Genomic DNA, 13,723 nt, shown 5'->3' with positions numbered 1-13,723 from the left:
TGAGCCAATAGCGTTTCTCAAAAAATGTTCGCCGATCCCAGGCTAAACCATTGAAGAGTCACATCCAAAATGAGTGAAGTACCCGAACTGAATTATTCGCCAGCAGAACCTAACGATTCTATGCAGGAGTATTACCAACTTCAGCAAGAGTTGTTATTGACCACTATTATTTTGACGGGAATCATCTTTGTTTTTGTTTGGTACTTCTATTCCTTAAACATTGCTCTAAATTATTTGCTAGGAGCATGCACAGGTGTGGTTTACTTGAAGGTGTTGGCTCGAAACGTTGGGCAGTTTGGTAGAGAAAAAAGCCAAATCGGAAAGTCTCAACTTGTAATTTTCATTGGGTTGATTATCATTGCAACCCAGTGGAAACAGCTTCAGGTTTTGCCAATTTTCCTAGGTTTTTTGACATACAAGGGTGCCCTCATCGTCTACATGCTGCGAACACTGATGCCTTCTAACTCTGGTTAGGCAGGCAGACTAGCAACTTTACTACTGAAACCCTTTGGGAATCTGGCTGGAGTCCGATGCTAAGTTTTATTGCTACTCCTGATTTCCCACTTGCCAGCCTAGAGGTTGGTCAACATTTTTACTGGGAAATTGGCAATCTCAAGGTTCACGGTCAGGTTTTTCTTGTCTCTTGGTTTGTTATTTCACTGCTAGTGATTGCCTCAATCTTAGCAACTCGTAATATTCAACGGATTCCATCCGGAATGCAGAATTTTATGGAGTATGCCCTAGATTTTGTGCGTGACCTAGCTAAAAACCAACTGGGGGAAAAGGAATATCGTCCGTGGGTGCCGTTTATTGGCACTCTCTTCTTATTTATCTTTGTGTCGAATTGGTCGGGTGCGCTCATTCCATGGAAGCTGATAAAGCTGCCAGAGGGTGAGTTGGCAGCTCCTACAAACGATATCAATACCACTGTTGCACTCGCGCTGCTGGTATCGCTGGCATATTTTTATGCCGGTTTTAGCAGAAAAGGTTTAGGCTACTTCGCTAAGTATGTTCAGCCGACTCCTGTACTCCTGCCGATCGCGATTTTGGAAGACTTCACCAAGCCTCTCTCACTCAGCTTCCGTCTGTTTGGGAACATTTTGGCGGATGAGTTGGTAGTTGGGGTTTTGGTGCTTCTAGTGCCCTTATTTGTTCCACTGCCTGTCATGCTGCTAGGGCTTTTCACCAGCGCAATTCAAGCGCTTGTGTTTGCGACTTTAGCAGGTGCTTATATTCACGAAGCACTAGAAGGACATGGGGAAGAGCATGAAGAGCATTGATCGCTTCTTCCTGCTCAAGCCTTTTTGGATGTCGGACTTTTAATTCTAGATTCAGGTTTACCTGAATTTTGCAAAAAGTCTCACATTCATAGTTCTGCGATTGTTTATCATTCTGTTCATTAATCAAGAGGAAACGTCATGGTAGATCCAACGGTTGCGTCCGCTTCTGTTCTGGCTGCGGCTCTGTCAATTGGTCTGGCTTCAGTTGGTCCTGGAATTGGTCAAGGTAATGCATCAGGACAAGCAGTTGAAGGGATTGCACGTCAGCCCGAAGCGGAAGGCAAGATTCGTGGCACTCTGCTTTTAACTTTGGCGTTTATGGAATCTCTCACCATCTACGGCTTGGTTATTGCATTGGTCTTGCTATTTGCAAACCCATTTATTGGTTGATAGTGAATTAAATAGGAGTGGGTAGAGGCGTTCTTGCGTCTCTACCTTTTCACTGGGAGGGTTGTAGATTTGCAGTTTATTGCGTTTTCTACCGATCTTCCAACACTTTGGATTTTATTTTTTCACTGATCATGCAGTGTTGCGGTAGCAGTTTTTGGGAAGAAAACCATGTTTGATTTTGATGCAACATTGCCATTAATGGCAGTGCAATTCTTACTTCTAATGGTTGTTTTGAATGCCATCTTCTACAAGCCTCTAACTAAGGCGATCGAGGAGCGTGGTGATTACATTCGACGTAATCAGGTTGAAGCTCAGGAGCGTTTGTCGAAAGCAGAAACGTTGGCAAAGCAATATGAGCAGGATTTAGCCGAAACCCGTCGGCAGTCTCAGGCGCTGATTACAGCGGCTCAAGCAGATGCCCAGCAGATTGTTGCTGGTAAAATTGCTGAGGCTCAAGAAGAAGCCCGCAATCAAAAAGAACAAACTCAGAAAGAGTTAGATCAGCAAAAGCAAGAGGCGATGCGATCGCTGGAGCAAGAAGTTGACTCGCTCAGTCATCAGATTTTGGATAAAATCTTGGGCGCTCCAGTTGCCTAGTAGATTCCAGTGGGGCTGAACGAGAGTTTTTGCAGCTAGATAAGTGAATGTACTGCACAGGCATACAAGATGGGAATGGCGCAGTTATGAGTATGTTGGGAATAGGATGGTTGATTGCAGAAGCGGCTGTAGAAGCTCCTGAAGAGGGTGGATTTGCCGCCAGCATTTTGGAAGCTAACCTGGTCAACCTTTTGATCGTCATCGGTCTTTTGGTTTACTTTGGGCGCGGTTTTCTAGGAAAGATTTTGAGCGAACGCCGTAGCGACATAGAAGCTGCGTTGAAGGACGCTGAAGAGCGCAGACAGAAAGCATCGGCGGCTCTTGCGGAGGAACAGCAAAAGTTAGCTCAAGCTCAGCAAGAAGCCGCTCGAATCCGCTCCAGTGCGGAGGATCGTGCGGTTGCTCTCAAGGCTTCTTTGTTAGCGGATGCAGAAGTTGAAGTTCAGCGGATGCGAGAAGGGTTGAGCCAAGATTTAAACGCGGAGCGCGATCGCGCGATCGCTGAACTGCGGCAGCGAGTATCTACTCTAGCTCTGCAAAAAGCTGAATCTGAGCTACCCTCTCGTATGACCGATGAGCTTCAAACTAATATGATTAATCGCAGCATTGCCATGATTGGAGGTGCCTAATGAAAGACGGAGGTATGATTAGAGGTGAAATTCTAGAGCGTTATGCTCAAGCTCTAATGTCGCTCGCTCAACAGAGTAACATTGTTGAACAAGTGGGTCATGACATCAGTTCAATTTCTGCAATCCTTAAAAACTCTGAAGATTTAAAGGAATTTTTTGCCAGCCCAATTTATAAGCTGGAACAAAAGAAAGCAGTCTTATCCCAAGTGTTTGGGGATGGGTTGCATTCTTACACTCGAAATTTTTTGATGCTGCTGGTCGATCGCCGTCGCATCATGTTTTTGTCAGGAATCTGTAGCGAATTTCAAGCGTTGCTGAGAAAGCTGAACCAAGTCGTTCTTGCTGAAGTGACCACCGTGCGGGAACTGACCGACGACCAAACCCAAGCTTTAAAAGATAAAGTTATTGCTTTGACAGGGGCACACCAAGTTGAGCTAGAGGTCAATCTTGATCCAGAACTGATCGGTGGCGTGGTGATAAAAATTGGTTCTCAAGTCATTGATGCCAGTATCCGTGGGCAGTTGCGGCGCATTTCTCTTCGCTTAGGCGGTGTGGCTTAATTCACCCTTTGCAATTTAACTTTCTAACCCTCATTCCACAGCGAGTAATCATATGGTAAGCATTCGACCAGACGAAATTAGCAGCATTATTCGGCAGCAAATCGAGCAGTATGATCAGGGCATCAAAGCCTCTAATGTTGGAACCGTTTTGTCAGTAGGTGACGGGATCGCCCGTATCTACGGACTGGATCAGGTCATGGCAAACGAGCTACTTGAGTTTGCAGATGGCTCAATTGGTATCGCACTGAATCTAGAAGAAGATGATGTGGGTGCCGTTTTGATGAGCGGCGGACGCGGCATCGAAGAAGGAAGCGTTGTCAAGTCAACGGGCAAAATTGCTCAAGTTCCGGTAGGGGATGCATTGATTGGGCGCGTAGTCGATGCTTTGGGTCGCCCCCTAGATGGTAAGGGCGAGATTGCCTTTTCCGAGATGCGCTTGATTGAATCTCCGGCTCCTGGCATTATTGCGCGTAAGTCGGTTTGCGAACCGATGCAAACGGGGATCACCGCGATCGATTCTATGATTCCCATTGGTCGAGGACAACGAGAGCTGATTATTGGCGATCGCCAAACGGGGAAAACCACAATCGCGCTCGACACTATCTTGAACCAGAAGGGTGAAGATGTGGTTTGTGTGTATGTGGCGATCGGTCAAAAAGCTTCAACCGTTGCTAACATTGCCAACGTCTTCCGCGAACAAGGTGCAATGGAGTACACCATTATCGTGGCTGCCAATGCCAACGATCCCGCATCACTCCAGTTTCTAGCTCCTTACACCGGCGCAAGCTTAGCTGAATACTTTATGTATAAAGGCAAGCATACCCTTGTGATCTACGATGATTTGTCGAAGCAAGCGCAGGCATACCGCCAAATGTCTTTGCTGCTCCGTCGTCCACCCGGTCGGGAAGCGTATCCTGGCGATGTGTTTTATCTCCACTCTCGCTTATTGGAGCGTGCCGCTAAACTCAGTGATGCCTTAGGTGGCGGCAGTATGACAGCATTGCCCATTGTGGAAACTCAAGCGGGTGACGTATCTGCTTACATTCCAACCAATGTAATTTCGATTACAGATGGTCAGATTTTCTTATCTTCTGACTTATTTAACTCAGGCTTACGTCCTGCGGTAAACCCTGGTATTTCAGTATCACGGGTTGGCTCAGCCGCACAAACGAAGGCAATGAAAAAGGTCGCTGGAAAAGTGAAACTGGAGCTAGCGCAGTTTGATGATCTGCAAGCCTTTGCCCAGTTTGCTTCGGACTTAGATAAAGCAACTCAAAATCAGCTAGCGCGGGGTCAGCGTCTGCGGGAAATTCTCAAGCAACCCCAGTTCTCGCCGCTCTCGGTTGGGGAGCAAGTGGCTGCCATTTATGCAGGAATCAATGGCTATCTGGATGATCTTCCAGTTGAGAAAGTCACCGTTTTCCTAAAAGGCTTGCGGGAATATTTGGCGGGTAGTGCGCCGAAGTATGGCGACATCATTCGCGAAAAGAAAGAGCTAACTGCGGATGCAGAGGAAGCACTGAAGGGCGCGATCGCGGAGTTTAAGAAAACCTTCGCAGCCACTGCTTAGGTTGTGTCATAAGTTTTGAGTTATGAGTTCTCAGTAGTCATCATTGACATTAGGACTCATAACTTAATTCACTCTTTAATTGCTCTGAGTCATTCAAAACTCGCAACTTAAAACTTAAAACTTCCCAAGTTATGGCAAATCTTAAAATCATTCGCGATCGCATTCAGTCGGTCAAAAACACCAAAAAAATTACCGAAGCGATGCGACTTGTAGCAGCAGCGAAAGTGCGTCGCGCCCAAGAGCAAGTACTCGCGACTCGTCCTTTTGCCGATCGTTTGGCTCAAGTACTCTATGGCTTGCAGATTCGACTAAAATTTCAAAACGACACTAGCTCACCACTGCTGCAAAAACGAACTGTGAAAACCGTTGGATTACTAGTCGTTACGGGCGATCGCGGTTTGTGCGGCGGCTACAACGGCAACGTGATTCGGCGGGCTGAAAACCGGATTAAAGAGCTTAAAGCAGAAGGACTAGACTACCAACTTGTATTAGTAGGTCGCAAAGCTACTCAATACTTCCAACGCCGAGATCAGCCTATTGCACAAACGTTTACCGGCTTAGAGCAAGTACCAACCGCATCAGAATCCTCTCAGATTGCTGATGTATTGCTGGAGCTTTTTCTCTCTGAAACGGTTGATCGGGTTGAGCTAATTTACACCCGCTTTGTGTCCCTAATTAGTTCTCGCCCCGTCATTCAAACCCTGCTGCCCCTCGATCCTCAAGGCTTTGAAGATCCAGATGACGAAATCTTTCGCCTTACTAGTCGCGGTGGACAGTTTGAAGTGTCACGCGAACAGGTTGATATGACGGGGCGCGAGTTTCCGAGGGATATGATTTTTGAGCAGGAGCCTTCACAGATTTTAGAGACTCTGTTGCCGCTCTACCTCAATAATCAGCTACTAAGAGCATTACAAGAATCTGCTGCAAGCGAACTCTCTGCTCGGATGACCGCGATGAGTAGTGCGAGTGATAATGCGAAACAACTGATTAGCACCTTAACCCGCTCCTATAACAAAGCTCGCCAAGCTGCAATCACCCAAGAAATTCTTGAGGTAGTTGGCGGCGCTGAAGCGCTTAAGTAACTAGAACGCGTAGATCTTTGAAGTCAATAAACTCAAAAAGGTGCCTATCAAGTCTTAGGCACCTTTTTAGTAAAATGATTGTTTTACTTAATCAGTGAAAGTAGCGATCGCAAGTCCTGTCCACACCTGAAAGCAGATACTAGTTTTTACCGGCAGCCGCAGGAACTTTAGCAGACAGCGGCAAGTTCCCATCAGGAGTAACAGACTCTCCTTCAATAAAGGAACGCAGCATCCACGCCATTTCTTCATGCTGCTCCATCAAACCAGTCAGAAAATCTGCTGTGCCTTGATCATGAAAATCGTCGCCGCACTGGTCAATTTGCTCCCGTAAGCTGCGAATAACCGTTTCATGATCGTCTACTAACTTTGCCACCATTTCAGTTGCATTGGGGATAACTCCAGGGCGTTCCTCAATGGACGCTAGCTGAATAAATTCTGCGGCAGTGCCAGCGGGAAAACCGCCTAAGATGCGAACTCGTTCCGCGATGCTATCTGATGAGGTCGATAGGGCTTGATATTGTTCATCCAACATCATATGTAGGGTACGAAACTGGGGACCTACTACATCCCAATGGTATTTTTTGGTTTTGATCAATAGTAAGTACACATTTGACAGGCTGCTGTTTAGCAAACCAATCACGCCTTCGCGTTCTTTATCTGTAAGACCAATATTTAGCTTGCGCATGGGTTTCTAATCGTTAACTCTACTCACCAGTTCACCAATTTTGCTGAAGAAGAGCATCCATCCAAAGGAAGGGATTGCGATCGCGCCTTTGAGCCTCTTTGTCTTTGCGGTTCTTTGCCTATGACTATATTTGCTTATGAGTATAAAAGGCTCAGCCACGCTTCCAAATCTACTTCGTGATGCAGATCTAGCAATTCTTGAAATTCTGGATGATTTTTATCAAGAGATTGCACCGGAAACTTAATCCCTTGTAAGGAAAGTAATTCTGAGAAGCGATCGCTTGTCACAATCAAAGTCTCTGCCCAATCATCTCGCCACTGCTTTGATGAAGCAATCCGATTGTTTGCTTGTCCATCAATATCCTCATCCAGGATAGGTTCTTCAATCAGATGATTTCCGCAACAATTAAGCTTTACTTCTAGCATCTTTTGAGTTTCAACTAGACTGCTATTAGTGGCTTGCACCCAGGTTTGAATCATCCAGCTAACCCGCTGTTTAATCAACACAAAATAAGCATCTTCACTCAGCCGAGTGGAAGAACGAGGTGCTTTTGTCAAAAATAGAGCCGACATCCGAGGAGATGCCCACACCCTTGAATAATCTGGATAAGGACCAATCGGTTCATCTAAAGTTGCAAACTCGATCGCACGTTCCCGTTGTTGAATGGGGTGAAGTAGATCATTAAGGCGAAGAATAGGACGATAGCGGTTGGCAGGTTGAGAAGCCATAGTCATACATTGAAGCGTTCTAATTGCAAAAAACTTTTTCAGACTGTTCAATATGAGCATAAAGGCTGTATGTGGATAGAATGTGACTACCCACGGCAAGTTTCATGACTGGTAGTTTTAACCAGCCCTAATGCTAAGGAATTAAAAATTTTTAATTACAGAAACGCATATTTCGTAGCTGCGAAGTACAATGGGAGCCGTCGATAATGCCTCTTAACGCAACGCACGAGACTGGAGTCAAACGAGGGGCAGAAATCAGATACCAGCCTTGTATTTCATGCAAGCGAGAAAGGCTGTACAGTGAGAAAAATAGCCGCGCGGCTGAGTTTCTGAAATCTAGAGAACCTGTCTTTTGGCTACAATCCTGGTCATTGAAGATGAAGTCAATATTGCGTCCCTTCTAAAAACCTGTGTGGAAAGCGAAGGGTACTCCTGTTATGTTGCCCATGATGGCAAAAGCGGACTAGCCGCATTTAGACGACTAGAGCCTGACTTGATCATTCTAGATTTGATGTTGCCAGAAATGAATGGATTGGAAGTTTGCACTCAAATTCGGCAGTCTGGCGTTAGCAAAGATCCCTATGTGATGATGTTGACGGCAAAAGGGGAGGAAATCGATCGCATTATTGGGTTTTCAACCGGGGCAGATGACTATCTACCAAAACCCTTTAGCCCCACGGAACTACTCGTGCGAATTCGGGCTTTATTACGGCGAACCATGCGCCATCAAGCAACTCTAAAAATTGAAACACCCCATTTACAAATTGATTTAGAACGGCGATCGGTGTTCTTAAAAGCGGTTAGAAATAACGAAATCGCAGTTCATCTCAGCGCCTTAGAGTTTGACGTGTTGGCAACCTTGGCGAATCGTCCGGGGCGAGTATGGACGCGGACTCAACTGCTCGATAACGTTTGGGGAGGAGATTTTACGGGAGATGAGCGCATTGTCGATTCCTACATCAAGCGATTGAGACATAAATTAGGGCAAGGGAATGCTGAGACCTATTCATTCATCAGAACTATTTCCGGCGTTGGCTACGCCTTTGAAGATCCTTAGAAAGTCTATTCATCCATTGCATGTCCGTCCATCGCTGTGGCTGCGATTGTTGTCTACCCATACCTTGGTGATGTTGATAGGCATTGGGGCGATCGCTTTAATTAGCAATCTGTGTCGCGTTAACCTCTCAGATGCCCTAGTTGCCGCCATGGTTAGCGGAATCAGCGTCATCACCATCAGCATTCTCGTTAGCACCACCATTTCCCGACCGCTGCAAAGGATGGAAACCGCGATTCATTCTTTTCAAACAGGCGACTTAGCCATGCGAATCCCTGCTTGTTCCATTCCCGAAATTCATCGCTTAGGTATGAGCTTTAACAATTTGGCGGCAAGTCTTGAAGGCGTGGAGCAACGCCGTCGCGAGTTAACCAGTGACCTCGCCCACGAACTGCGAACCCCTGTTACCGTGATTCATGGCTATTTGGAGATGTTGAATACGGGCAAAATTGCATTCCATCCTGATATTGGCAGGCAAATGGTGCAGGAAACCGATCGCATTCAACGATTAGTCAATAATGTTCTAGAACTCTCAAAACTGGAAGCGGGCTATCTACCTTTAAACCTTCAGGTGTTAGAGCCATTGCATATCCTCAACCAAGTCGCGACTACCTTTGAAGCAGAATGTCTGAGAGCAAACTGTCAACTCCAGTTACACTATCCCTCCACGTTACCAACCGTTTTCGCCGATCCCGATCGCCTCACTCAAATCTTGGTCAATCTGGTGAATAATGCCATAACCTATAGTCCACAAGGAAGCGTGACATTGGGTGCTTGGGAACGTGATGCGATGCTGTGGATTGCGGTTAGTGATACAGGCATTGGCATTGCTGCACAGGACTTGCCTTATATTTTTGAGCGATTTTGGCGAACTGATCAATCTCGTGCCCTCAAAATTGGCAGTACTGGCATTGGGTTAGCGATCGCAAAACGACTAGTTGAACTTCAGGGTGGATACATCGAAGTAGAAAGCGCATTAGGAAAAGGGAGTTGCTTTCGCTTTTCAATCCCGCTTTATCTTTAAACTGCCAATCCACGTCACTCCTGATAGAAATTGCTACAGCGCTGATTGCGATCTACGGGTATGTAAGATAGTTATCATCCTCTGGGCTGAGGGATGAGCCTAGAATCTCTGCGTACAATGAAGTAGTACGTGTAACAAACTCTTAATACACTAAATCCTTTAACTAGCACCTTTTACTAGCAATGGAAGACAGAATGATGAATATCCTCCTAGTTGAGGATGATGAAGTGGATGTGATGAATGTGCAACGGGCGTTCAAGCGCAACAATATTACGAATCCGCTATACATTGCCAGTAACGGACTTGAGGCGCTTGCAATGCTTCGTGGAGAGAACCAAAATCACCCTATGCTACCTCCAGTTCGCAGGCTGGTTTTGCTCGATCTAAACATGCCTCGTATGGGCGGACTAGAGTTCTTGCAAGAGCTACGCGCCGATGATAAATTACGGTCTACTCCAGTGGTAGTATTGACAACCTCCAATCAGGACCCCGATCGCATTGAGGCATATAATCTCAACGTGGCGGGCTACATTCTCAAACCTGTCACATTTACCAGCTTTGCAGAACTAATGGCAACGTTGAATAAATATTGGGCGCTGTGTGAATTGCCTAATTGATCACCGATCCAAATCTCCTTCCATTGTTGGATGATTGCTGCTCAAACATTGTCTTGTTTGTTATGGAAGAAACTTTAAAAATTTTAGTGGTTGATGATGATGTCGTTGATCGCATGGCAGTCCGTCGCGCTCTGAAAACGGCTGGAGTTGAGATGACTCTAACAGAGGCAGTGGACTGTAGGAGCGCGATCGCTGAGTTGAAGAATACTGCATTTGACTGCATTTTTTTAGATTATCTGCTCCCCGATCGAGATGGACTCGCTCTAGTAAAAGACTTGCGGCAAGACAACGTTCGCACACCTATCATTGTGCTAACCGGGCAGGGAGATGAGCAAATCGCAGTCGATCTGATGAAAGCAGGCGCAACCGACTATTTACCTAAATCAAAAGTCTCTCCCGATCGCCTATCTCGCATTTTACGAAACGCAGTGCGGCTTTATCGCCTAGAGCAAGAAGCAGAGACGGCAAAGCAGCAACAGGAGCAACTCTCTCGCCAACGAGAAGATTTTGTTTATCGATTAACTCATGATTTGCGAACGCCCCTAGTTGCCGCCGATCGCATGTTGACATTGTTTAAGCAAGACGCATTTGGTGAAGTTTCGCCTGAGATGACCGAAGCGATCGCCATGATGATTCACAGCAACCAGAATTTGCTGCACATGGTCAACACCATTCTGGAGGTGTATCGTCATGATGCAGGACACAAAACCCTGAGCTTTTCTGCCTGCGACTTGCAGTCAGTTCTCCAAGCGATTGTTACAGAGCTACTCCCCTTAGCCGAAGAAAAGGGTTTGTCGCTGACGATGCAGGTTAATTCAGAAGGAACAGGGCACCCAATGACGGTCATGGGCGATTGCTTAGAACTGCGTCGTTTGTTTACCAACCTAATTGGCAACGCTATCAAGTTTACCGATACAGGCTCAATTGATATCTGTCTGACTGGTTCCAGTGGAGATGCGCCTCCACACTCATTATTAACCCAGCCTTGGGTTGCAGTTGAGGTCAAAGATACTGGCTCCGGCATCGCCTTGGAAGATCAAGAAATCTTATTTGAACGATTCCGTCAGGGAGAAAACAAACGCTCTGGCAGTGGCTTGGGGCTTTATCTCGCGCGCCGCATTGTTGAAGCTCACCAAGGCGCGATCACAGCCCAATCAGAGCTAGGGAAAGGCAGCATCTTCACCGTCTGCTTGCCAAGCGCCCGTGAGGTTAGTGGAGGAGTTTGAGGTTTGTTCGCGTAGCGTCTCCGCAGGAGATATTTTGAGTCTCAAGTGCTTATCAACGAAGACGTAGATATCATTCACCTCTTCACCCGTCTCTCTCCTCCACCCTTTCCATCAAAGCATTGGTGTCCTTAAGAACAAGCGGATTCCGAAAAAATGACCCCGTTTGTGGCGGCAGTGTTGGCTCAGAAACAACTTCTACAAAGCTTTTAACCACGCCCGTAAAGGGAATCGCCAAGATAATCCCTAGCAATCCACCAATTTTGGCTCCTAGCAACAAGGCAATGAAAATAAACACAGGCGATAACCCCGTTAACTTGCCCATTAACCTGGGCGTGATGAAGTTATCTTTAACCTGTTGGATGATTAGAGAAACTATCAAAACTTTTATCCCCAGCCACCAATCAATAAACAAAACAATTAGAACTACCGTACCAATGCCTAAGGTTGCCCCCACAAATGGAATCACTTCCATGATTCCAATAAACACGGCAAATAACAGGAAAAAAGGGACTTGTAAAAACCAAAAGGCAATCGTTAAAGCCACTGCCATGAAGGTGCCTAAGAGCAGTTGTCCTGTGCCAAAGCGCTGGAGGTTTGTGCGTAAGCTGACGGTGAGTTCTTGCTGAATGCTGGGGTTGAGCACAGAGGTAAATGCGTTCCAAAGGCGATCGCCATCAATCAGCATATAAAACGAAATCACCAAAATTAAGGTGAAATCCACAAAGCGATTAACGGTGCCTAAGACAATGCTGACTCCTCTGGTTGCGGTAGATTCGGCGATCGCCTGAGTCCGACTTAGAACCTGCGAAGTTAATAATTGAACATTAATGGGGAAACCGTGCTCATCGCTCCATATTTGAAAGCCTGTTAATTTATCCTGAGCCTGAGCAAGCAAGTTTGGTAAGCCCGTAATAAACTGCACCCCTTGATTAATCACCGGCGGCAGCAAGGTAACCAACAGCAGCACAACGAGCAAAACGCTGACTAAATAGACAATTGCTGCGGCAACAGTTCTAGGCAGCAGTTTTTTAAGAGCGTCTACTGGGTAGTTCAGCAGAAAAGCAATTAAGGCGGCAGTCAGCAAAATACTAATTAAGCCACCCACATAGCTCAGGGCTTGGGTAGTCAACCAGCCTGCAACCAGCACCAGAGACCAAGTAATCAAAACACTTTGGAAAGAAGACACAGGAATCGGGGTGGGGTGAAGTAATCTTTCCTATATTCCTCTAAAGTCTCGTTTATGAATACCCTATCTTTCTATATTTAAAAGTAAAAAAAGCACTTGAAGATCAAATGCTCTTAAATCCACTCAGCTAAGTTTCAACCTAGATCACGCCAGGACCTCTGCCACGAGAGTCGTGATCGCTGGTCAACTTACCATCTTCATCCGTTTCATTGACTTCTTTTAACTCTTGAGTGCGATCGCGCAGTTCTTCTTCTTCAGCCTGTTTTGCATCACCTGGCACTTCATAATACATTTCAGGCTCGATCGCATAGTTATTTAACAAACCTTCTTGGTCAACGGTGAAGCCACCTGTGGTATCAAGACTGTCCTTGCCTTCTTCTTCAGGTAATTCCTTATAGTTATCGCCTTCGCGCTCCATCCGAGCAGCAGTTTCGGCGGGAACAATACCCCGATCATAAGTATTAGAATCAGCGTTTTGGTTTGCCATAATTAGTAATATCCAAATGGTATAGTCATGAATTGATAACAGCTTATAGCGGGTTATTGAAGTAACTCATCTACCATAAGTAGCAACTAAATCAGTTCTCTACCATCTTTCGGAGGAAACCTTTTAAAGAAAATCAAGTGCCCTTAAAAAAAGCCCAAGCAGTTAAAATGCTTAGGCTTTGGCGGTGACTTATTGAGCTATGCAATATTCACAAAAGCTATCGAAAGTGATTAGTCAATTGCTCTTTTGACATCATCTTTAACGTTTTCAACAGTATGTCTAGCTTTCGATTCAACTTGCTTTGCTTTCCCAGCAGCTTCATCTTCAGGATTACCTGTCACCTTGCCAGAAAGCTCTTGAGCCTTGCCTTCAACATTTTTTGCAACGGCTTTTAATCTATCTTCAGCGCTCATGGTTTTATCCCTTTTTGGTGTTGTGTATCTTTAGTGTTGTGTAGAAGAGGTATTGTTTGAACTCTTCCACAATCACTTCCATAGCTAATAATTTATGTTACATCTCTGATATATTCCTCTATCTAAAGACGTGCTTATTGATAGTCTTCAATCTTTCTAAATTAAAGAAGAATTTAGAAGACTGTTGCTTTTGCA

The 13,723-nt window shown here is 45.7% G+C and carries 16 protein-coding genes and 1 pseudogene; 12 read left to right on the top strand and 5 right to left on the bottom strand.

The annotated features are described in order from the left end of the window. Nucleotides 1-69 precede the first annotated feature (69 nt). The 8 genes and pseudogenes from AC1S5B_RS24805 to AC1S5B_RS24770 all read left to right on the top strand — a co-directional run bounded on the left by AC1S5B_RS24805 (nucleotide 70) and on the right by AC1S5B_RS24770 (nucleotide 6,108). Nucleotides 70-474, top strand: a complete 405-nt coding sequence (locus tag AC1S5B_RS24805) for an ATP synthase subunit I (RefSeq protein WP_482038334.1) — start codon at nucleotides 70-72, stop codon at nucleotides 472-474. Between the two features lie 56 nt (nucleotides 475-530). After that, entirely contained in the window at nucleotides 531-1,280 is a 750-nt protein-coding gene (atpB, locus tag AC1S5B_RS24800) for a F0F1 ATP synthase subunit A (protein ID WP_482038333.1), read from the top strand. A 138-nt stretch (nucleotides 1,281-1,418) separates the two neighbouring features. Then, on the top strand, nucleotides 1,419-1,670 hold the full coding sequence (gene atpE, locus AC1S5B_RS24795; protein ID WP_482038332.1) for an ATP synthase F0 subunit C: 252 nt from the start codon (nucleotides 1,419-1,421) through the stop codon (nucleotides 1,668-1,670). A gap of 156 nt (nucleotides 1,671-1,826) precedes the next feature. After that, nucleotides 1,827-2,267: pseudogene (locus tag AC1S5B_RS24790) on the top strand (F0F1 ATP synthase subunit B'); the annotation flags it as partial. A gap of 86 nt (nucleotides 2,268-2,353) precedes the next feature. Next, nucleotides 2,354-2,896 carry a F0F1 ATP synthase subunit B gene (locus AC1S5B_RS24785; protein ID WP_482038331.1) on the top strand — a complete coding sequence of 181 codons (543 nt, stop codon included), beginning with the start codon at nucleotides 2,354-2,356 and terminating at the stop codon, nucleotides 2,894-2,896. Beyond that, on the top strand, nucleotides 2,896-3,456 hold the full coding sequence (gene atpH / locus AC1S5B_RS24780) for an ATP synthase F1 subunit delta (RefSeq protein ID WP_482038330.1): 561 nt from the start codon (nucleotides 2,896-2,898) through the stop codon (nucleotides 3,454-3,456). The genes AC1S5B_RS24785 and atpH overlap by 1 nt, the downstream gene beginning before the upstream one ends. Nucleotides 3,457-3,508: 52 nt before the next feature. After that, nucleotides 3,509-5,026: a F0F1 ATP synthase subunit alpha gene (gene atpA, locus AC1S5B_RS24775; RefSeq protein ID WP_482038329.1), complete on the top strand. Its 1,518-nt coding sequence runs from the start codon at nucleotides 3,509-3,511 to the stop codon at nucleotides 5,024-5,026. 131 nt (nucleotides 5,027-5,157) lie between these two features. Next, nucleotides 5,158-6,108 (top strand): F0F1 ATP synthase subunit gamma, encoded by a 951-nt coding sequence (locus tag AC1S5B_RS24770; RefSeq protein WP_482038328.1) that lies wholly within the window; start codon nucleotides 5,158-5,160, stop codon nucleotides 6,106-6,108. 139 nt (nucleotides 6,109-6,247) lie between these two features. On the opposite strand, the gene AC1S5B_RS24765 is transcribed toward AC1S5B_RS24770, so the two are convergent. Together AC1S5B_RS24765 and AC1S5B_RS24760 are read right to left on the bottom strand one after the other, a co-directional pair. Then, on the bottom strand, nucleotides 6,248-6,793 hold the full coding sequence (locus tag AC1S5B_RS24765) for a Dps family protein (protein WP_482038327.1): 546 nt from the start codon (nucleotides 6,791-6,793) through the stop codon (nucleotides 6,248-6,250). Between the two features lie 134 nt (nucleotides 6,794-6,927). Further along, the gene (locus AC1S5B_RS24760; RefSeq protein ID WP_482038326.1) at nucleotides 6,928-7,521 is read right to left on the bottom strand and encodes a hypothetical protein; all 594 of its coding nucleotides are present in this window, start codon (nucleotides 7,519-7,521) and stop codon (nucleotides 6,928-6,930) included. A gap of 352 nt (nucleotides 7,522-7,873) precedes the next feature. Here AC1S5B_RS24760 and AC1S5B_RS24755 point away from each other — a divergent pair, with 352 nt between their 5' ends. The 4 genes from AC1S5B_RS24755 to AC1S5B_RS24740 all read left to right on the top strand — a co-directional run bounded on the left by AC1S5B_RS24755 (nucleotide 7,874) and on the right by AC1S5B_RS24740 (nucleotide 11,442). Further along, nucleotides 7,874-8,578 carry a response regulator transcription factor gene (locus AC1S5B_RS24755; protein ID WP_482038325.1) on the top strand — a complete coding sequence of 235 codons (705 nt, stop codon included), beginning with the start codon at nucleotides 7,874-7,876 and terminating at the stop codon, nucleotides 8,576-8,578. Next, complete coding sequence (locus tag AC1S5B_RS24750) at nucleotides 8,565-9,599, top strand: sensor histidine kinase (protein WP_482038324.1); 1,035 nt, start codon at nucleotides 8,565-8,567, stop codon at nucleotides 9,597-9,599. The genes AC1S5B_RS24755 and AC1S5B_RS24750 overlap by 14 nt, the downstream gene beginning before the upstream one ends. 194 nt (nucleotides 9,600-9,793) lie before the next feature. Further along, nucleotides 9,794-10,216, top strand: coding sequence for a response regulator (locus AC1S5B_RS24745; RefSeq protein ID WP_482038323.1), 423 nt, complete (start codon nucleotides 9,794-9,796; stop codon nucleotides 10,214-10,216). Between the two features lie 62 nt (nucleotides 10,217-10,278). Next, entirely contained in the window at nucleotides 10,279-11,442 is a 1,164-nt protein-coding gene (locus tag AC1S5B_RS24740; protein ID WP_482038322.1) for a sensor histidine kinase, read from the top strand. Between the two features lie 82 nt (nucleotides 11,443-11,524). On the opposite strand, the gene AC1S5B_RS24735 is transcribed toward AC1S5B_RS24740, so the two are convergent. The 3 genes from AC1S5B_RS24735 to AC1S5B_RS24725 form a co-directional block, all read right to left on the bottom strand. Beyond that, the gene (locus AC1S5B_RS24735) at nucleotides 11,525-12,628 is read right to left on the bottom strand and encodes an AI-2E family transporter (protein ID WP_482038321.1); all 1,104 of its coding nucleotides are present in this window, start codon (nucleotides 12,626-12,628) and stop codon (nucleotides 11,525-11,527) included. A gap of 139 nt (nucleotides 12,629-12,767) precedes the next feature. Next, the gene (locus AC1S5B_RS24730; protein ID WP_482038320.1) at nucleotides 12,768-13,115 is read right to left on the bottom strand and encodes a hypothetical protein; all 348 of its coding nucleotides are present in this window, start codon (nucleotides 13,113-13,115) and stop codon (nucleotides 12,768-12,770) included. A gap of 230 nt (nucleotides 13,116-13,345) precedes the next feature. Then, nucleotides 13,346-13,528: a CsbD family protein gene (locus AC1S5B_RS24725; protein WP_482038319.1), complete on the bottom strand. Its 183-nt coding sequence runs from the start codon at nucleotides 13,526-13,528 to the stop codon at nucleotides 13,346-13,348. Between the last annotated feature and the right edge of the window lie 195 nt (nucleotides 13,529-13,723).

It is taken from the genome of Leptolyngbya sp. CALU 1928, from assembly GCF_056784215.1.
This window is presented reverse-complemented; position numbering and strand designations above follow the sequence as displayed.